Genomic DNA, 19,142 nt, shown 5'->3' with positions numbered 1-19,142 from the left:
CTCCATGGGCGAGCATGATCTGAACAGACGTCAATTCATCAAGACTGCAAGTGTGGTTTCGGTAGCGGCGGCCGCCATGAGCGTGCCCTTCATCAGCGCTCGGGCCAGTGATACGCGGTTCGTCGGCAAGACCCTGCGCCTGCTCACCTGGTCCGACGACACCGGGCTGGCGGCGTTGCGCAACATTGCGGCCACCTTCGAGGCCAAGACCGGGGCCAAGGTCATTGCCGACCGCACCGGCAGTACCTCGGAGATGGTGGCCAAGCTCAAGGCCGGTGGCGACCGGCCGCAGTACGACATCATCACCCTGGCCGGCGTTGGCGCCGAGGGCCTGGCCGCCGCCGGGCTGCTGGAAAAGCCCGACCTCAACCGCATTCCCAACCTGGCCGATGTGCCGGCGCAATACCGCACGGGGGCCGGCGGCCATGGCATTGGTTACCTGCTGTGGTGCAACAGCCTGGTCTACAGCACCCGGACCTTGAGTCAGGCGCCGGACAGTTACGCCGCGCTGTGGGACGCGGAGCTGGCGCCGAACATTTTCCTGCCGCCACCGAACTGGACCGAGGCCATGGACCTGATCATCATCGCCGCCAAACTGGCCGGTGGTGACGAACACAACATCGAACCCGGCTTCAAGAAACTCGCCGAGCTCAAGGACCGGGTGGTGACCCTGGGTGAAAACCCGAACCAGATCGCCGAGCTTTTCCGCACCGGCTCCCTGGACATGGGGGGCTTGTACGCGCCGGCGTTTTTCCCCAAGCAGATCCGCGACCCGGCCTACGGCCTGGGGGCGACCTTCGGTATGAAGGAAGGTTTCTACACCGACCTGATGCTCTCGGTCATGCCGAAAAACCGCCCGGGCGACACCGACCTGGCCTACGCCTTCATCGACCACTCCCTCGACCCGCTGGTGCAAGGCAAGATGGCCGAAGACATCTTCAACGGCCCGGTCAACGCCAAGGCCATCATCTCCAGCGAAGCGCGCAAGAGCCCCTACATCCTCACCCCGGAGCAAATCGCCGACAAAGCGATCATGCACGACAACGCCTTCCTGGCGACGGTGCATGACCAATGGATTCGCCGGTACACGGAAATCTTCTCTTCCTGAAACGAATGCCGGACGCCGCCTGCCCGGCAATGCGGCCTCTGTGACCACCCGAGAACCCGTGTGGGAGCGAGCTTGCTCGCGATAGCGGTGGTTCAGTTGATGGAGATGCTGACTGTGCTGTCGCCTTCGCGAGCAAGCTCGCCCCCACAGGGAATTGGGTTGTTTTGAGATTGTGTTTGTTCTGTCGTTTTCCACTGACGAGATCTTGCCATGGAACACCTACCGTTAACCCAGCCCCAGCGTGTTGCGCCCATGCGCGCCACCCGGGGTATGTCACCCACCCGCCGAGCCTGGCTTTTCCTGTCACCGTCGATGTTGTTTCTCGGTGTGCTGATCGCTGCCAGCCTGTTGGTGCTGCGCATGAGCGTCGGCACCAAGGGCGCGGAGTGGAGTGGGTTCAGCCTCGCCAGCTACGGGCAGTTGCTGGAGCCCTATTACCTCAAGTCCCTGCTGCTGACCTTGCGCCTTGCATTGATCAGCGCGGTGATCGCCGTGCTGCTGGCGATACCCGTGGCCTACACCATGTCGCGCCTGGCCTCGCCGTTGTTGCGGCGGGTGTTCCTGGCGGCGGTGCTGTTGCCGCTGTTGGTCAACCTGCTGCTGCAAAGCTACGGCTGGCTGGTGATACTCGGCCCTGCCGGCATGCTCAATCAGGCGCTCATGGGCCTGGGCCTGATCAAACGGCCGATCATGCTGCTGTACAACCAGAATGGTGTGTTGATGGGCTTGGTCCAAACGGCCTTCCCACTGGCCGTGCTGCCCATCGCCAGCGCCATGCGTGGCGTGGCCCGCAGTTATGAAGAAGCCGCCGCCACCCTCGGCGCCAGCCGCTTGCAGGTGTTTCGCCAAGTGGTACTGCCCATGAGCCTGCCAGGGATCATCACCGGCGCGACGCTGGTGTTTGCCTACAACGCCAGCAGCTTTGTCGTGCCGCTGCTGTTGGGCGGTCGGCGGGTGCCGATGCTGGCGGTAATGGTCCACGACCAGATTGCCCCATTGATGAACTGGCCCGCCGCGTCCGCCGCCGGGGTGGTGCTGATTGTCACCACGCTGATGATCATGACCCTGTCCGAATATTTCACCGGCCGTCGTCGGCGGATGCTGGAGGCTGCTCAATGAACACGTTGAGTAAAAAACGCCAGTCGTTGTTGCCCGGTGAAAACGGACGCGCAGTGGGGCTGCTGTCGGGTTTCATTCTGTTGCTGGCGGTGCTGCCGATCCTGACCATGATTGTCATGTCCTTCAGTGGCGCGGCGAACCTGGACTTTCCGCCGAGCAGCTACAGCCTGCAATGGTACCGGGCCGCCTGGCACACCTTCGTTTCGCCGGATGCCAGCGACGTGCTGAGCCTGGGCCAGGCCATGGGCACCAGTTTGTGGGTGGCCTGCCTGACGATGATATTCGCCACGCTGATCGCGGTGCCGGCGGCCTACGCGCTGACCCGTTGCGAGTTCCGTGGCAAGGCCGTGGCGTTGCAACTGATGTCGCTGCCGCTGGTGTTTCCCATGGTGGTGCTGGGGTTGGCGCTGCTGCTGGTGTTCGACAGCTTGCCGTTCCAGATGACCACCTCGCGGCTGGTCATTGCCCACGTCATCCTCGCCTTGCCGTTCGTGGTGAAGAACTGCACCGCCGCCATGCTCGGTATCGGCAGTGAAGTCGAAGAAGCCGCGCGAATGCTCGGGGCGACACCACGGCGGGCCATCGTCGATGTGGTGGTGCCGTTGATGAAGTCAGGGATTCTCGCCGGGATGCTGCTGGCGTTCATTGTCTCGTTCAACGAATTCACCGTGACCTATTTCCTCTACACCATCGATGTCATGACCGTGCCGATCTGGATGTACAGCCGCACCGTGTCGTCGCTGGACCCCACCGTTTTTTCGTTTGCCGTGCTCATCGTGCTGATCGATTTCGTGTTGATCTGGGCGTTGGAGAAGTTGGTGGGCGAGGGCGGCGTTTCCTTTTGATTTCGAGGTGAAGACATGACTGGACTGATACTGGAAAACGTCGAGAAACATTACGGCTCGGCCTGCGCGGTAACGGACGTGAACCTGCATTTGCCAGAGGGCAAGCTGGTGTGTTTCCTCGGGCCTTCGGGCTGTGGCAAGACCACCTTGCTGCGCATGATCGCCGGCCTGGAAAGCCTCAGCGGCGGCGAAATCCGCCTGGACGGCCAAGACATCGGCCACACCCCGGCGCACCTGCGCAACTTCGGCATGGTGTTTCAATCGTTGGCCCTGTTTCCCCACATGACCGTCGGCGAGAACATCGCCTATCCGCTGAAACTGCGGGGCGTAGGCAAGGCCGAGCAACAGGCGCGGGTGGTGGAGTTGCTGGAATTGATCCAGCTCCAGGCGATGATCGACCGGCCCGTGGCGAAACTCTCCGGTGGCCAGCGCCAGCGCGTGGCGATTGCCCGGGCCATTGCCGCCCGACCGAAAATCCTCTTGCTGGACGAACCGCTGTCGGCCCTGGACGCGAAGTTGCGCGAGTCGATGCAAGTGGAAATCCGCCAACTGCAACAGCGGTTGAACATCACCACCATTTTAGTGACCCATGATCAGCGCGAAGCCATGACCATGGCCGACATCGTCGTGGTGCTGGGGGAACATCGGGTGCAACAGGTCGGTACGCCGATCGAGATCTACCGCCACCCGGCCAATGAATTCGTCGCCGACTTCATCGGCTCAGGCAACATTTTCCCGGCGACGACGCTGGGCAACGGGCGGGTCGGGCTGCCGGGCGGGGATACGCTGGACGTGCCGGCCAGCCATAGCGTCATCGCTGGCGAGAAGATCAAGTTGTTGGTGCGCCCCGAAGACGTGCAACTGTCCACGCCCCAGGCCACGGCGGGTAACCGGTTGCTGGGCAAGGTGACGTTCGTGCGGGACATTGGTGCGACCGTCGAGACCACGGTGGAATGTTCCGGAGTTTCGTTCACGGCGCTGAGCACGCCTTGCCAGGGCATGGACCTGGGGATCGGGCATGCGGTGTCGGTGACCATACCGGCGCAGGCGTGTCGGTTGCTTGGTGCCTGAGTTCAAGAGATGAGGTGCTTTTACTGGCCTCATCGCGAGCAAGCTTGCTCGCGAAGAGGGCGGAAAAAGCTACGTAAACTTCAGGTCAAACAGTCATCCGCAACCGCGCCAGATCCCGCAACGGCGGCGCGCCGAACAACCGGCTGTACTCGCGGCTGAACTGCGAGGGGCTCTCATAACCCACCCGATACCCCGCCGCCGAGGCTTCCAGCCCTTCGGCGAGCATCAGCCGCCGGGCTTCCTGCAGGCGCAGTTGCTTCTGGTATTGCAGCGGGCTCATGGCGGTCATGGCCTTGAAGCGGTGATGCAGGGTCGAGACGCTGAGGTTCACTTCCCGGGCGAGTTCATCGATGCGCAGCGGCTGTTCGAAATGGCCATTGAGCCATTTGATCGCCTGGCTGATGCGATGGCTCTGACTGTTGGCGATGGCGATTTCGTACATTCGATAGCCCTGGGGACTGCGCAGCAGGCGATAGAGGATTTCCCGGCGCACCAGCGGCGCGAGCATGGCGATGTCCTTCGGCGTGTCGAGCAGCCGCGCCAGGCGCAGCACGGCGTCGAGCATCGGCGTGTCCAGGCGTTCGACATACAGCCCGCGCCCGGCGGGGCGTGTCGGCACGCCCAAGGGGCCGGCGTCGGCAATCAACGCGGTGATTTCCGCCGGATCGATGTCCAGGCGCAGGGCGAGGATCGGCTCTTGCGGCGATACGTCCGCGATGCAACCACTCAACGGCATCGACACCGAGACCACCAGGTAATGGAGCGGGTCATAGTTGAAGAACTCATCGGCCAGGCGCACCTGTTTGCTGCCCTGGGCCATGATGCACAGCGCCGGTTGGGCCAGCACCGGGGCGAACTTTTGGGGCTTGCTGTGGCGCGACAGGTTCAGCGAGCCGATGGCCGTGGCGTAGCTGCCGTCTTCGCTGGTGTTGCGGTCGATGATCGACGCCAATTCGGCGCGCTGTTGTTCCAGGTGCGTGTCCAGCGGGACGTGGGCGTGGTCGAGTGGCGACATGCCGGGATCCTCAGGCGATAGGGGGCGATGAACAAAAGCTTATGTTTGTGCAAGGCGCAACGGTAGCAACATCCTGTTGAAAGCTTGCCTGATCCTGCACGGCGCAAGGGGCCATGACGGTGCAAGGTTACTGAAACTTGCTTGAAACCTTTTGTTTCAACTTCCCGGGTTTCGACCGGATCGATGGCGAATTTTGTGACGCCGATGCGCAGGATCGTGCAATGGGTCGGCAGGAATCGACTAACGAAGCTGGCGTCGTGGCGCTTAACCTTTGATCCTGTCGCAGCTGTCCCCGGCTGCACAACGGATTACCTGGGAGGGTTGAACATGACTACACAGATCCCCGTCAGCCATATGGCTTTTATCCGGGCCCGCGGCGGTTGCTCCAAGCAACTGGGGGCGCGCCTGAGTACGCTGATCGCGCCCTCGCGCCTGGCTCCCGGTTGCTTGCACTTTGCCTTGCAGCAATCGCAATGCGACGCTGATTTGTGGCTGGTGTCCGGGCTCTGGGTCAATCAGCCGTCAATGGACGCCTATTTCAATTCACCGGCCATGGCGATTTTCGCCGAGCTGGTGCGGGACCTGGTGGTGAGCAGCCTGGATTTCCACACCTTCAGGGAAGTCTCCGCCGCCCAGGCGACTGAAGGGTGCCGGGCACAGGTACACAAACTGGCCGGTTGAAGGTTTAATGAGCGTCATTTTCCACCGCCAGGATGCACAAGACATGGCACGTAAAGCCTTTGAAACCTTTGAAGCTGTTTCTGCCGTCGTTCCCCGGGAAGGCGGCTACTATGCCGCCATTGCCACCAAGGCCATCGGCGGCTCAGGTGCGCCGCGCTTCAACAAGATCCTTGAAGAGCAGACCTTCGAGACGGCTGTCAAAGCCGATGAAGCTGCAGCCCTGCAGTTGACCCGTCTCAAGGGTGTCGACGACGAGGGCGGGTTGATCTGGAACCAACGAGATTAAGGCTGTGGGAGCAAGGCTTGCCCGCGATGCGGGCCCCTCGGTTCTCAAGACAGACCGCGTTGCCTTCATCGCGGGCAAGCCTTGCTCCCACAGATAAATGCCTTGTTGCAAACTTTCTATTGGGGGCGATGCATCTTGAACAACGCCTCAGGCCCCAACTGGAAATAATCCGCCGGCCCGCCACCGCGCAAGATCGGCTCGGCGGCTGCGGTGTCGTATACCCCATCCTTCAACAGCCACTTGGCGATATGCACGGCGACCACTTCGCCGAGGATCAGCCAACTGGGCACCAACCCTTTATCCGCCCGCTGCAATTGAATGATCTGCGTGACCTTGCACTCGAAGGACACCGGGCTTTCGGCGACGCGCGGAACCTGGATCACCCGTGACGGCGCTGTCGTCAAACCCGCCAGTTCGAACTCATTGACCTCTGGCGCGACCATCGCGCAGCTCTGGTTCATCTGCTCGGCCAGCGGGCGCGTGGCCAGGTTCCAGGCGAATTCTCCGGTCTGTTCGATGTTGTTCAGGCTGTCTTTGCGCCCGACGCTGGAGAAGCCAATGATCGGCGGAATGTAGTTGAAGGCGTTGAAGAAACTGTAGGGCGCCAGGTTCAGGCGGCCTTCTGCATCCTGGGACGAAATCCAGCCAATGGGGCGCGGGCCAACGATGGCGTTGAACGGGTCGTGGGGCAGGCCGTGGCCGCTGGCGGGTTCATAGAAATGGATGTCATCGGGCATGGTTGAAGAAGGTCCTTCGGTGGGGTTTCAAGGGATTGGAAGATAGTGCAGGGCCGCACTGTTTTTGTCAGCACCCTGGGACTTTGTGGGAGCGGCGATAACAAAACCACTGGCGGTCTTCCTTTTTCCATGTCCCATGAATAACTAAGCCCGGCCGAAGCCGGGCTGTGAGGGTGTCGTTCTCGGATTAGCTGATGGCAGCAGTGTTAGTGCGATCGAAGCCATCTTCAGCGACGGTAGCGCCGTTAGTGCGGTCGAAGCCATCTTCAGCGACGGTGGCGCCGTTAGTGCGGTCGAAGCCATCTTCAGCGACGGTGGCGCCGTTAGTGCGGTCGAAACCATCTTCAGCGACGGTAGCGCCGTTAGTGCGGTCGAAACCATCTTCAGCGACGGTAGCGCCGCCAGTGCGGTCGAAGCCATCTTCAGCGACGGTAGCGCCGCCAGTGCGGTCATAACCATCTGCTGCGACGGTAGCGGCGCTAGTACGGTCATAACCATCGGCGGCGATGGCCGAGCTGGTGCGGTCGAAACCGTCGGCAGCAAAGGTGTTGGCAGCCAGTACGGAAAGGGTCAGGGCGATGATCAGTTTGGTTTTCATGGTCGTGCTCCAGAATGTTTGGCGTTAGGCGCCGTGGGTGTGGAGTTCATATTACGCTCGTTAATTTGATTAAAAAGCGCAAAAAAACGCTTATATCAATCGATTAAATCGATGCATCAACAGTTGCCACAGAACGGTCAATGAGGCCCATTTACCGGGGTATCGAATGGCGTTCTATTGAGGGTGAGGATGGAGGTCGGGCATTAACCAGAGATTAATGTCAGGTAAATCGTTGGATCTGCCGAACAAAAAAAGGGGCGAACCTGAACAGGTTCGCCCCTTTTTTGTTCGACTTGGCTGTCAGTCGGTGACGATCCGCGAGTGCTTGCGGGTGTCTTTCATGGTGATGTACACCAACAGCGACACGGCGATGCACGCCGTCACGTACCAGTAGTAGCCGGTTTCCATGCCGATGCTCTTGAACCACAGTGCGATGTATTCAGCGGTGCCGCCGAAGATCGACACGGTCAGCGCGTAGGGCAGGCCGACACCCAGGGCGCGGATTTCGGTGGGGAACAACTCGGCTTTCACCACGGCGTTGATCGAGGTGTAGCCGCTGACGATGATCAGCGCGGCCATGATCAGGAAGAACGCGCCCCACCAGCTCTGGACGGAGTGCAGGGCCGTGAGGATCGGAACGGTGCACAGCGTGCCGAGGATGCCGAAGGCGATCAGGATCGGCCGGCGACCGATCTTGTCCGACAGCCCGCCGACCACCGGTTGCAGACACATGAACAGGAACAGCGTGGCAGCGGAAATGGTGGTGGAGTCGGAGATGCTCATGCCGACGGTGTTCACCAGGTATTTCTGCATGTAGGTGGTGTAGGTGTAGAACGCCAGGGTGCCGCCCATGGTCAGGCCGACCACGGTCATCAGCTCTTTTGGATGGCGCATCAAGGTGCGCATCGCGCTTTCCTTGGCTTTTTCCTTCTTGGTGAACGACTCGGTTTCTTCCATGCCGCGACGCAGGTACAGCGCCACGATCGCACACAGCGCGCCGATGGCAAACGGGATGCGCCAGCCCCAGGCGTACAGCTCTTCGGTGGTGAGGAACCGTTGCAGCACGATCAACACGCCCAAGGCGATGAGTTGGCCGGAGATCAGGGTCACGTATTGGAAGCTGGAGAAGAAGCCGCGACGTTCCTTTGTCGCCATTTCGCTCAAGTAGGTTGCCGAGGTGCCGTATTCGCCGCCCACCGACAGGCCCTGGAGCAAACGGGCCACCACCAGCAGGATCGGCGCACCGACGCCGATGGTTTCGTAGCCGGGGCTCAGGGCGATGATCAGCGAGCCGAAGCACATCAGGTACACCGAGGCCATCAGTGCCGCCTTGCGGCCAGCGCGATCAGCGTACAGGCCCATCAGCCAGCCACCGATCGGGCGCATCAAAAAGCCTACGGCGAAGATCGCGGCGGTTTTCATCAATTGTGCCGTGGATGACCCGGCCGGGAAAAATACTTTGGCAAAGTACAACGAGAACGCGGCGTAGACGTACCAGTCATACCACTCGACCATGTTGCCAACCGAGCCGCTGAAGATCGATTTGATCCGGCTGGCGGTGGTTCTTTCACGGGCGGGCACGGCAGCCGACCCAATGGGCAGGGCGTTGGAGTTGTCCATTGAAGGATCCTTCGTTTAATTGTTTTTGTGGAGCGCGTAGGAACGCAGCCTGACAGGGCTATAGCAGGAGCTGTGCCAGATGGCGGAAGGCCGGTTTAGAGGGGTTTGTGGCGGCAGGTGAGCGGAAATCCGCTCATTGTGGCTGAGGGTGTGGGCGGGAATCCGCTTATGCAGGGGGCGGCTGTACCGGCGCCATCGCGAGCAAGCTCGCTCCCACAGGGGCATGTGTACGCCGGACAAAATGGTGAGCGAGCCTGCTCGTGAAGAGGGTTGATTGGGCCTCCCAAAACCTGCGCCCCTACAAGAACATCTCCCGGTTCAACCCATGCCGCTGCATCTTTTCATTGAAGGTGCGGCGTGGCAGTTGCAGTTCTTCGAGCACCGCTTTCACATCGCCTTTGTGCCGGGTCAGGGCGGCGCGCAGGCATTGGGCTTCGAAGGCTTCCTGCTGGGCCGCGAGGGATTGGCCCGGCTCGGTCTCCAGGACGGGCAGTTGATCGAGCCCCAACACCTGGCGTTCGGCGACGTTGGCCAGTTCCCGTACGTTGCCCGGCCAGTCGTGGCTGAGCAGATGGCTCAATTGCGGGCCGCTCAGGGGCGCGGCGCGGCGGCCCAGGCGTTCGGCGGCGCTGTGGGTGAAGTGCTCGAACAGCAAGGGAATGTCCTCGCGCCGTTCACGCAGCGGCGGCAGGCGCAGTTCGGCGATGTTCAGGCGATAGGCCAGGTCTTCGCGAAAACGCCCGGCCCGGGCTTCGTCCAGCAGGTCGGGCTTGGTGGCGGCGATGATGCGCAGGTCGACATGGATGCTCTGGTTGGAACCCAGGCGTTCGAGCTTCTGTTCCTGCAACACCCGCAGCAACTTGACCTGCTGGGCCAGGGGCATGCTCTCGATTTCGTCGAGAAACAGCGTGCCCCCGTCGGCGTATTCGAGCTTGCCGATGCGCTTGCCCTGGGCGCCGGTGAAGGCGCCGCTTTCATGGCCGAACAGCTCGGCCTCGAACAGCGGTTCGGGAATGGCCGCGCAGTTCAATGCGACAAAGGGTTTGCTCGCCCTGGGGCCGAAGTCGTGCAGGCAACGGGCGACCAGTTCCTTGCCGCTGCCGGTTTCGCCGCGGATCAACACGTTGACCGGCAGTGCCGCCAGGTCCAGCACCTGGCGCCGCAGGTTTTGCAACGCACGGGAAACCCCCAGCAGCGTCCCGTCGAGCCGGGACCGGGCGTCGGCCTGTTCATGCAGGCGACGGTTCTCCAGGACCAGGGTGCGCTTGTCCAGGGCCCGACGCAGGCTGCCGAGCAAGGCTTCGGGGCTGAAGGGTTTTTCCAGGAAGTCGTAGGCGCCGTCGCGCATGGCCTCCACGGCCATGGGCACGTCACCGTGGCCGGTCAACAGAATTACCGGCAGGTCGGGATCGCGGCGGCGCACTTCGGCCAACAGCTCCAGGCCGCTGAGGCCGGGCATGCGCACATCGCTGAGGATCACTCCGGGGAAATGCTCCGGCAACCGCGCCAGGCATTCGTCGGCGCGGCTGAACAACTGCACCTGGAATCCCGACAGGCTCAACCATTGTTCGACGGCACTGCGAATGCTGCCTTCGTCGTCAACGACCATGACTGAATCAAGCATGCAGTTGCGTCTCCTGATCGATGGGCAAGGTCACGCAGAATACCGCGCCGTTCTCGTGGTTGTCCGCCGTCAGCCGTCCACCGGATTCATGGATGATTGCAAACGAAACCGCCAGCCCCAGACCCAGGCCGTCGCCCACCGCCTTGGTGGTGAAGAACGGATCGAAGACCTGGGCCAGGTGTTCCTCGGCGATGCCGGTGCCGCTGTCGCTGACGGTCAGGCGCCACAATTGCTCATCGGCCTCCAGGCGCACCTCCAGGCGCTTGATGGGTTGGCCGGCCATGGCGTCGAGGGCATTGCGCAGCAGGTTGATCAACACCTGTTCGAGGCGAATCGCATCGCCGCGTACCCAGGCTGGTCGAGTCAGGTACAGCACGGTACTGATCTGTTCGTCGCGCAGACGCGTGTCCAACAGTTGCAGCGCCTGGTCCACCACCGCCGCCAGGTCCAGGCGCTCGCGCAGGCCGCTGGGGCTTTTGCGGGCAAAGGTCTTCAGGTGGCCGGTGAGGGCGGCCATGCGGGTCAGCATGTCGTCCACCGGTTTGAGGGCCTTGTAGGCGTCATCGACCCGACCATGATCGAGCAGCAAGCGCAGGGTCGCCAGTTGCATGCGCTGGGCGGTCAAGGGCTGGTTGATTTCATGGGCCAAGGCCGCCGACATCTGTCCCAATGCCGCCAACTTGGCCGATTGCACCAGCCCGTCCTGGGCGGTGCGCAGATCCCGGGTACGTTCTTCGACCAACCGTTCAAGCTCTTCGCGGCTGCGCTGGCGCAACCTTGCCAGGCGCCAGCGCTGGTTGAGAAACAGCAGCAGGAACACCAGCGTCAGCCATAACCCGGCGGCGGCGAGCCCGGCGTTGCGCAGGTCTTCGAAGGCGATCTGCGGACGGCGCAGCAAGTGCAGCGTCCAGCCTTCGGCGGTCAGTGGCAAGGATTTCCACAGGTAGTCCGTCGAGCCATCGGGCGTCTCGACCCGGGCCAGATGGCTATTGTCGTCAAAGTGTCGCAGGGGCTCATGGGCCAGCGGTTGCAACGGTTGTTTGTCGTATTGACGGGTGGCCTTGAGTTCGGCGCGGTCGCTGTCGCTCAGCGGCTGCAAGTGGCGATAACGCCAGCCCGGGCGGTTGGCGATGAAGATGATGCCCCGCGCATCGCTGACCAATAGCGTGTCGCTGCCCTGGCGCCATTCGCGCTCCAACTCCGGAAACTCCAGCTTTACCACCATCGCGCCGAGGAATTCACCGTTGTCGTCGGTCACCGCGCTGGACAAAAAATAGCCCGGGATGCCGCTGGTCACGCCCACCGCATAGAACCGCCCGGTACCAAGGGTACGGGTCTGGAGGAAATAAGGGCGGAAACCATAGTTGTGCCCGACATAGCTGCTGGGCAACTGCCAGTTGCTCGCGGCGACCGCCAGGCCGGTGTGGTCGAGCAACTCCAATGTCGAGGATTGCGCGGCGCCGTTGATCTTTTCCAGCTTGCGGTTCAAGGCATCCTGTTGCGCCGGGTTGACCGGGCCCTTGAGGGCGTCGCGTAGCTGCGGGTCCAGCGCCAGCACGGCGGGCAGGGCGCGATAGCGTTCGATCAGGGTGTGCAACGAGTTGGCATACAGTGCCAGTTGCTGGCTTGCGCGGCGGGCGTCCTCCTCCAGGGCCACGCGTTCGGCATGGCGCACGGCCAGGGCGGCGGCGAGGGCGGCGCCGGCAAGAATCAGCAGGATGTACAACGACAGGCGCAAAGGACGTGGCATTGCGGGCATGTGATGGTTTCAAGGGCTGGACAGGGACGGGCACGATAGCATGTCACTGTCGGCCGTGATGTTCCCCAGCGTCGAGTACCATTGATCACTGTCTAGAGGCTTTGGCTTGCGTCAGCAAAAAAACGGATTGTCAGTGGTTCGGCTCCCTTTGTACAAAGCCAGTTTTTTTGTCCACGCGTCAATTCCCCGGATCGGTATCGTTGTAATCGTGATCGCACTGGTACCACGGATGGTAGACATGCCAGGCTTCGTGTCCCTTGGCATTGATGACCTTGACCAACCGCCCGGGCGGATCGTAGAACTGCCTGTCGTGATAACCGTGTTCGCGCAACGAGGCGTCGTTGATGTAGCGCCAGGCATCGGCGAAATAAGGACGATAGACCCGCGTCACCAAGCCTTTGTTGTTGTACTCGACCCGTTCGCTGACGCGCCAGCGTGAGTTGGCCTCGTGCTGGGTGGGACGCCCCTGGTCGTCCAGTAACAGCGAGCCGTCTTCGGCCACGGCGTAGGCTTTTCCTGCCTCGACCCGTTGCTTGGTTTGCAAGGGGCGGCCAAAGCCATCGACCGCGCTGAAGGCAATGCGGATCTGGCGCAATGGATCATTCGGATAACGATCGGCGCTCAGCACGACGCTGTGAGCCGGCTCCCGGGCCATCGCCTGGATCAAAGTCCAGAGCAGTTCCTCGCCGGCGGTACGGGTTTTGAGTCGGGCCAGGCGAACCCGCGCCGACGCACGGATGTGGCCGCTGGGCAGCACATAACGGGCGCTGATCCACTCGTCGCGCTGCGTCGCCAGCACCAGCGCCAGGTCAAGCGTGCCCATCCAACTCATGTCTTCTATCCGCACGGCGCTGGCCATGTTGCCCAGGGTGGCCTCGGGGTTGGCAATGGCATGGGCTGGAGACAGATCGTCGGGAGGCTCATAAGTGTCGATGGCATCGAAGCCTGCCGGAGCGCCATTCTCGGTGCCGTGAAAGGTGATGCCCAAGGGCACCGCGGCCGAGCCATAAAGCGCTTCCTGGACGTTGTCGTTGGCGTCGACGATTTTTCGCGGCAGCAGCCAGTGATAGTCATATTCGATGCGGGTCGCACACCCGTCCGGTAGCGTGACGGCGGTGGGCATCAAGTGATAGGTGTCGTATTCGGTCGTGGTAACGCCATGGCTCTGGGTTTCCTGCAAGGCGCTTATATGGAAAAAACCATCGAGCGGCAGGTAGGTGGCGAAACCGACTTTCTTGGACCACAGGTCCTGGGCGTCGTCCTTGCCCGGGTCTTCGGGCAGGAACAGCTTCATGGGTTCGAAGCCAATCGTCTCCAATTGCTGGCGGATGTCGAAGGGGGCTGGCACGGCGTCGTAGGCGTCCAGCGCCTGCTTGTCGAACTCGGCCACTTCCAACGGACCGCGCAAGGCTTGGAACAGGATATTGTCCGAGTCGTCACGCAGGTAGCTTTGTTCTTCCAGGGCGATCAGCACCCGGGCGTTCGTCCAGGGATCCGAGTCTTGGTGCTCCAGGAAACGTTCATAACTGATTTGTTGTGGGGTCAACCCCAGGGGGAGCTCGCCTTTGGGGAGTGTCAGGCCGTTGGTCCGAGCGCGCCAGGGCAGGCCGAGCTGTATGCGTTGTCCTGCTTCGTCATGCAAGTCCACTGGCTCGGCCCGGCTTTCGACGAGTTGGAACACTTGCTGCTGATCGTCATGGGCATCACGCCACCACGTGTTCTCGTCTTCGTCTTCGAAGGGGGGATCATCATCAGCGCTCAGGCGCCGGGCGTAATGAACCACGAAGCTGTGCACCGGCTGGCCGTGGTGGTTCCAGCCAAGCGTGATGGCGTGCTGGGCCTGTGGATCGCTGATGAAGCCGTCGTATTGATGACTCACTGTTTCCAGCGCCAGGACCAGCAGGCTCTTGTGATGATCATGGGGATGGCGCAGCAGATAACGTTGGCGGGCGACCGTGTACGGCCTGTTCGGAGTGTTCGAGTCGACGGGATGGGTCTCGGTGCGCAGTACATGGCCGCCCAGGGCGTAGGCCATTTCCCGTGCGGTATCAGGGTCCGGTGTGATGATGTCGTCGGCCTTGTCCCGTCGATGGAACCGGGCCAGCAGCGTGGGGCCGAGCGGCGGCGCATCGGTATCGTCTTCGAAACAGTCCGTGAGGGGTTGGTCGACGCTGCTGCCGGTGTGAAACCAGGTCTTGACCAGCACCGGCGCGGTGAGTCCATCGTCCACCTCGTCCAAGGGCCTTTCACTGTCGAGCTGATACAACCGACCGAAGCCTCTGAACTCGCGGTGATAGCTGTCGTAGTACCCTTCGAAATAGGTGAAACGCTGGGTCAGGCAGTTGCCGGTAATCTCGTCCAATTGTTGTTGACGCGCCACCAGCGGCAAGGCCATGGGCAGATAGCAGGCCAGCGATGCGCCCGTTGCCTGGCGTTGTTTTTTTTCATCCAGCCAGAATTGTGCGCTGCTGCGGTAGGCCAAGGTGCTGCGGCAACCCATGTTGTTGTTCGTGGCGCTGAGAACGTAGGGGCGTGTGGCGACGAAGTCGTAGCGCCAATGCCGGGGTTTCATATCGGGCAGGTGGTGGGGCACGCTCAGGATCAGGCTGTTGCAACCCAGCCCTTGCAGATCAGCCAGGGTGACCTGGCAGAGACGGTCGTAGCGTATGCCTTCGGGCCATGGCACCTGGACGGGTGTCTGCTCCAGACCGTTGCCGCCGCGATTGAAGTAAATCTCGAAACAGTCGCTCTTGAGGTAGATCAACGCCGGTGCGCCGGACCCGTCCAGATCCGCGATCCGTACCTGTTCGGCATTGAACTCGGCATACGTGAAGGGAAGAGCGCTCATGACCAAGCCTTCGCCGAAACGTCCGTGGCCCAGGTTCGGCCAGCATTTGATTTCATTGAAGCGGATACGGCACAGCTCGGTGCTGTCGCTGCCCAGCATATTGCCGAAGAGCACCAGTTCACTGCGCACATCGCTGAACAACGGCAAGTCGCTGTCCGGCTCATGGGGTACGTCCACGCCCAGGGCGAACCCTTCCTCGCGAAGGTTGGCGTACAGCCGAACGCTTTTGGGGCCGATCATGGCCAGCGAGTGCAGGCCATCGCCGGCCAGGTCGGCCAGTTGCGCGGCGGGGTGCAGGAACTCCGTGGGGAAGCGCTTGAAGTCAATGAAAGTCGACCAACTGCGATCTGGGTTCAGCGTATAAAAGCCGTTGGTGCCGGGCTGGGCGATGATCCAATTGAGGCGACCGCTGCCGGTCAGGTCGGTCAGTACCTGCGCCACCGCTTGGTTGTCGGCGGCAATCGGGATGCTTGGCAGCAGTGTCCAAGGGCCGTAACCGATTTCGTCGTTGTCATCGGCCGCGCTGCGTTCGGGCTCGCGGTAATACCAGCCATTGGTATAGCGACATAAAAAACCCGGAACGCCTTCGCCGTACAGATCTACGCACTGGTAGTGCCGGCCGTCCTCCAGGGCGGGCATGGTCTCCAGGGCGAAAAAAGCCTCGGGTTCGAGGTTGGGCTCAAAATCGGTGTATTGAAGCTCCACCGGAGGGGCGTATTCGACCCGACCCTCGGCACCCCAGTCCTGGTAGTGGGCAGCCGTCAACAGGCTGTAGCCCAGCGTCGTGGGGGTGTACTCCAGCACCAGTCGTCGCACCAGCGCCGGTTCGGCGTCGGCGGGGAAACGGTGGAACATCAATACCTGATGGCACAGGCGCCGCGTGCCGATCTCGAAGCCGTGTCGGTAGAGGTGGAACGGGTCGCTGCGCAGTAACCAGGCGTTCTCGTCGAGGGGCGTCCAGGCGGGTTGTTCCTCAAGATCGAGGGAGCGCTGTCCGTAATCCAGGAGCAGATGAAAGTGCCAGGCCAGGTTCGCCGGGTCTTCTTCCTCGAAGCAATACAAGGTGTCGCTGGCCGTGGCATTGCCGTAGCAGACCCGGCGCAGGTAACGTTGGGCGCGGTAGTCGTGGGGGCCTTCGGACTCTGCGGGATCGACCGTGTATTGATAGTAGATGTGCTCGCCCAGCGGGCTGACTTCTTCCAATAGCAGCCATTCGCCGATGCGCGACGGGACCTGCGGATCCGCAATGCGCGACGCTTCGCTTTTGCCGTAGCAATACACGTGGCCATTGCTGCCCTGTACGCGCCAGAACGGATGGCTATCGATGGACGTCCAGAGTTCGTAGATATCAAAGGCGCTCTCGATCCTGGGGTAATAGCGCACCACCGCGAAAGTGCGCCCGCCCATTTTTCGGCTGGTTTGCCCCTCGAGGTCAGGCCAGCGGTCCACCCCGTCGGGGCCCACCATCACGTCGTCTCTGTCGTAACGCGGTACGCCTTTGCTGGTTTTACGAGTGATGCTGGGGATCGGCAAATGCATGCCGATGCCGAAGATGTCATTGGTGCTCTGGCTGTTGTATTGCAAGGCCAGGGCAGGCGTCAGGTGACGGGCGCCCGACACGGGCAGCGGTAACTCAAAGGAGGCCGCGCCCCGTGTGCCTACCGTGCCGAAGCTGTTGCCGAAGGTGGCAATGGAGGCGCCGCCGGCGATGGTTGGCGTGACGATCTGGAGGGGCGATTGCTCTGCCATGGACGGTTCATCCCTTGATCAGCGCCAGGGGCAATCCCCAGCCAGGCTGAGCATGCCAAGAGACATCAAGGGTGTAACCTGTCAGATCTGACAGGTCATCAGGTGTGCCGATAAATGGCGTCATCTGCGCAAAAAAAAGCCGGTGGGCTTGATGCCCACCGGCCTTTTCCAGAACGCTTGCGTGCGTGTTACTGCACTTCCACCGCCAGGCTTTCGCTGATTTTCTTCTGCCAGATCGCCGGACCGGTGATGTGCACCGACTCGCCTTTGCTGTCCACGGCGACAGTCACCGGCATGTCCTTGACCTCGAACTCATAGATCGCTTCCATCCCCAGTTCGGCGAACGCCAGGACCTTGGATTTCTTGATCGCCTGGGCCACCAGGTAAGCGGCGCCGCCGACGGCCATGAGGTAGACCGCCTTGTTGTCCTTGATCGCTTCGATGGCGGTCGGGCCGCGCTCGGATTTGCCGATCATGCCCAACAGGCCGGTCTGCTCGAGGATCTGGCGAGTGAACTTGTCCATCCGCGTGGCGGTGGTCGGGCCGGCCGGGCCGACGACTTCGTCGCCTACCGGGTCGACCGGGCCGACGTAGTAGATGAAGCGGCCCTTGAGGTCCACCGGCAAGGTTTCACCCTTGTTCAGCATCTCGACCATGCGCTTGTGCGCGGCATCGCGACCGGTGAGCATCTTGCCGTTGAGCAGCACGGTTTCGCCCGGTTTCCAGCTCTGCACGTCTTCCGGGGTCAGGGTGTCCAGGTTGACGCGACGGGCCGACGGGCCGGCTTCCCAGACGATTTCCGGGTAGGCGTCCAACGGTGGCGCTTCCAGCGACGCCGGGCCGCTGCCGTCCAGCACGAAGTGGGCGTGACGAGTGGCGGCGCAGTTGGGGATCATGCACACCGGCAGGGAGGCGGCATGGGTCGGGTAGTCCATGATCTTCACGTCGAGCACGGTGGTCAGGCCACCCAGGCCCTGGGCGCCGATGCCCAGTTGGTTGACCTTCTCGAACAGCTCCAGGCGCATTTCTTCGATGCGGTTCTGCGGGCCGCGGGCCTTGAGCTCGTGGATGTCGATGGATTCCATCAACACTTCCTTGGCCATCACCGCGGCTTTCTCGGCGGTGCCGCCGATGCCGATACCCAGCATGCCCGGTGGGCACCAGCCGGCGCCCATGGTCGGAACGGTTTTCAGCACCCAGTCGACGATGGAGTCGGACGGGTTGAGCATGGCCATCTTCGACTTGTTCTCGGAGCCGCCGCCCTTGGCCGCCACATCCACTTCCACGGTGTTGCCCGGGACGATGGAGTAGTGGATGACCGCCGGAGTGTTGTCCTTGGTGTTTTTACGTGCGCCTGCCGGGTCGGCGAGGATGGAGGCACGCAGGACGTTTTCCGGCAGGTTGTAGGCGCGACGCACGCCCTCGTTGATCATGTCGTCCAGGCTCATGGTCGCGCCATCCCAACGCACGTCCATGCCCACGCGCACGAACACGGTCACGATGCCGGTGTCCTGGCAGATCGGCCGATGGCCGGTGGCGCACATGCGCGAGTTGATCAGGATCTGCGCCATGGAGTCACGGGCCGCCGGCGATTCTTCGCGCAGGTAGGCCTCGTGCATCGCCTGGATGAAATCCACGGGGTGGTAGTAGGAAATGAACTGCAAAGCGTCGGCAACGCTCTGAATCAGGTCATCTTGCTTGATCACGGTCATGAGTCGCGCTCCTCTCTAAAGACGGGAACATTCAATAAGGTGCCGGCCGCTTGGGTGCATCGGTCGACGGGCGGCACCTCTATAAGGCACGCCGGGCATGCTGGCGCGACGCTAAAAAGGCGCGGCAGTATATCGCAGGCCGGCCCCCTGTGGGAGCAAGGCTTTGTGGGAGCAAGGCTTGCCCGCGATTAAGGCGCCTCGATTCCCTGGGAGACCGCGTTATCTTCATCGCGGGCAAGCCTTGCTCCCACAGAAGCTTTGCTCCCACAGCCCAACAGAGCGGTGCACAGGTGACGTGTCAGGCACCAAACCACTGCGTCAATCTAGGCCATTGCTTTGACGCCATTTTTCTGCTCCAGAATTGAATGGT

General features: G+C 61.9%; 14 protein-coding genes. 6 read left to right on the top strand and 8 right to left on the bottom strand.

Annotation, left to right across the window (positions count from 1 at the left end; all coding sequences use genetic code 11):
* Nucleotides 1-4: 4 nt before the first annotated feature.
* From GFU70_RS22650 to GFU70_RS22635, 4 genes are all read left to right on the top strand, one after another.
* Complete coding sequence (locus GFU70_RS22650) at nt 5-1,108, top strand: ABC transporter substrate-binding protein (protein ID WP_116641404.1); 1,104 nt, start codon at nt 5-7, stop codon at nt 1,106-1,108.
* Nucleotides 1,109-1,318: 210 nt separating this feature from the next.
* Nucleotides 1,319-2,227 (top strand): ABC transporter permease, encoded by a 909-nt coding sequence (locus GFU70_RS22645; protein WP_153388837.1) that lies wholly within the window; start codon nt 1,319-1,321, stop codon nt 2,225-2,227.
* A complete protein-coding gene (locus tag GFU70_RS22640; RefSeq protein WP_153388836.1) occupies nt 2,224-3,072 on the top strand; it encodes an ABC transporter permease in 849 nt (282 codons plus the stop codon). The genes GFU70_RS22645 and GFU70_RS22640 overlap by 4 nt, the downstream gene beginning before the upstream one ends.
* Before the next feature lie 15 nt (nt 3,073-3,087).
* Entirely contained in the window at nt 3,088-4,143 is a 1,056-nt protein-coding gene (locus tag GFU70_RS22635; RefSeq protein WP_058546059.1) for an ABC transporter ATP-binding protein, read from the top strand.
* A gap of 85 nt (nt 4,144-4,228) precedes the next feature.
* On the opposite strand, the gene GFU70_RS22630 is transcribed toward GFU70_RS22635, so the two are convergent.
* Nucleotides 4,229-5,158: an AraC family transcriptional regulator gene (locus GFU70_RS22630; RefSeq protein WP_153388835.1), complete on the bottom strand. Its 930-nt coding sequence runs from the start codon at nt 5,156-5,158 to the stop codon at nt 4,229-4,231.
* 327 nt (nt 5,159-5,485) lie between these two features.
* Here GFU70_RS22630 and GFU70_RS22625 point away from each other — a divergent pair, with 327 nt between their 5' ends.
* Both GFU70_RS22625 and GFU70_RS22620 read left to right on the top strand, forming a co-directional pair.
* Complete coding sequence (locus tag GFU70_RS22625; protein WP_116641408.1) at nt 5,486-5,839, top strand: putative quinol monooxygenase; 354 nt, start codon at nt 5,486-5,488, stop codon at nt 5,837-5,839.
* Between the two features lie 43 nt (nt 5,840-5,882).
* Nucleotides 5,883-6,125 carry a hypothetical protein gene (locus GFU70_RS22620; protein WP_058546071.1) on the top strand — a complete coding sequence of 81 codons (243 nt, stop codon included), beginning with the start codon at nt 5,883-5,885 and terminating at the stop codon, nt 6,123-6,125.
* 116 nt (nt 6,126-6,241) lie between these two features.
* On the opposite strand, the gene GFU70_RS22615 is transcribed toward GFU70_RS22620, so the two are convergent.
* From GFU70_RS22615 to GFU70_RS22585, 7 genes are all read right to left on the bottom strand, one after another.
* Nucleotides 6,242-6,862, bottom strand: a complete 621-nt coding sequence (locus GFU70_RS22615) for a flavin reductase family protein (RefSeq protein WP_058546057.1) — start codon at nt 6,860-6,862, stop codon at nt 6,242-6,244.
* A gap of 187 nt (nt 6,863-7,049) precedes the next feature.
* Complete coding sequence (locus GFU70_RS22610) at nt 7,050-7,460, bottom strand: heme utilization protein (protein ID WP_116641409.1); 411 nt, start codon at nt 7,458-7,460, stop codon at nt 7,050-7,052.
* A gap of 300 nt (nt 7,461-7,760) precedes the next feature.
* Nucleotides 7,761-9,080, bottom strand: a complete 1,320-nt coding sequence (locus GFU70_RS22605; RefSeq protein WP_058546055.1) for an MFS transporter — start codon at nt 9,078-9,080, stop codon at nt 7,761-7,763.
* A 298-nt stretch (nt 9,081-9,378) separates the two neighbouring features.
* On the bottom strand, nt 9,379-10,704 hold the full coding sequence (locus tag GFU70_RS22600; RefSeq protein WP_058546054.1) for a sigma-54-dependent transcriptional regulator: 1,326 nt from the start codon (nt 10,702-10,704) through the stop codon (nt 9,379-9,381).
* Nucleotides 10,697-12,463 (bottom strand): sensor histidine kinase, encoded by a 1,767-nt coding sequence (locus GFU70_RS22595; RefSeq protein ID WP_058546053.1) that lies wholly within the window; start codon nt 12,461-12,463, stop codon nt 10,697-10,699. The genes GFU70_RS22600 and GFU70_RS22595 overlap by 8 nt, the downstream gene beginning before the upstream one ends.
* 178 nt (nt 12,464-12,641) lie before the next feature.
* The gene (locus GFU70_RS22590) at nt 12,642-17,060 is read right to left on the bottom strand and encodes a SpvB/TcaC N-terminal domain-containing protein (RefSeq protein WP_153388834.1); all 4,419 of its coding nucleotides are present in this window, start codon (nt 17,058-17,060) and stop codon (nt 12,642-12,644) included.
* Between the two features lie 188 nt (nt 17,061-17,248).
* Complete coding sequence (locus tag GFU70_RS22585; RefSeq protein ID WP_058546051.1) at nt 17,249-18,772, bottom strand: fumarate hydratase; 1,524 nt, start codon at nt 18,770-18,772, stop codon at nt 17,249-17,251.
* Between the last annotated feature and the right edge of the window lie 370 nt (nt 18,773-19,142).

Source organism: Pseudomonas brassicacearum (assembly GCF_009601685.2).
Classification (GTDB): Bacteria; Pseudomonadota; Gammaproteobacteria; order Pseudomonadales; family Pseudomonadaceae; genus Aquipseudomonas; species Aquipseudomonas kilonensis_B.
This window is presented reverse-complemented; position numbering and strand designations above follow the sequence as displayed.

Coding starts and splice junctions, on each gene's coding strand:
- GFU70_RS22615 (WP_058546057.1), bottom strand. CDS start 6,862: ATGCCCGATGACATCCATTTCTATGAACCCGCCAGCGGCCACGGCCTG.
- GFU70_RS22645 (WP_153388837.1), top strand. CDS start 1,319: ATGGAACACCTACCGTTAACCCAGCCCCAGCGTGTTGCGCCCATGCGC.
- GFU70_RS22610 (WP_116641409.1), bottom strand. CDS start 7,460: ATGAAAACCAAACTGATCATCGCCCTGACCCTTTCCGTACTGGCTGCC.
- GFU70_RS22625 (WP_116641408.1), top strand. CDS start 5,486: ATGACTACACAGATCCCCGTCAGCCATATGGCTTTTATCCGGGCCCGC.
- GFU70_RS22595 (WP_058546053.1), bottom strand. CDS start 12,463: ATGCCCGCAATGCCACGTCCTTTGCGCCTGTCGTTGTACATCCTGCTG.
- GFU70_RS22590 (WP_153388834.1), bottom strand. CDS start 17,060: ATGGCAGAGCAATCGCCCCTCCAGATCGTCACGCCAACCATCGCCGGC.
- GFU70_RS22620 (WP_058546071.1), top strand. CDS start 5,883: ATGGCACGTAAAGCCTTTGAAACCTTTGAAGCTGTTTCTGCCGTCGTT.
- GFU70_RS22630 (WP_153388835.1), bottom strand. CDS start 5,158: ATGTCGCCACTCGACCACGCCCACGTCCCGCTGGACACGCACCTGGAA.
- GFU70_RS22640 (WP_153388836.1), top strand. CDS start 2,224: ATGAACACGTTGAGTAAAAAACGCCAGTCGTTGTTGCCCGGTGAAAAC.
- GFU70_RS22635 (WP_058546059.1), top strand. CDS start 3,088: ATGACTGGACTGATACTGGAAAACGTCGAGAAACATTACGGCTCGGCC.
- GFU70_RS22600 (WP_058546054.1), bottom strand. CDS start 10,704: ATGCTTGATTCAGTCATGGTCGTTGACGACGAAGGCAGCATTCGCAGT.
- GFU70_RS22605 (WP_058546055.1), bottom strand. CDS start 9,080: ATGGACAACTCCAACGCCCTGCCCATTGGGTCGGCTGCCGTGCCCGCC.
- GFU70_RS22585 (WP_058546051.1), bottom strand. CDS start 18,772: ATGACCGTGATCAAGCAAGATGACCTGATTCAGAGCGTTGCCGACGCT.
- GFU70_RS22650 (WP_116641404.1), top strand. CDS start 5: ATGGGCGAGCATGATCTGAACAGACGTCAATTCATCAAGACTGCAAGT.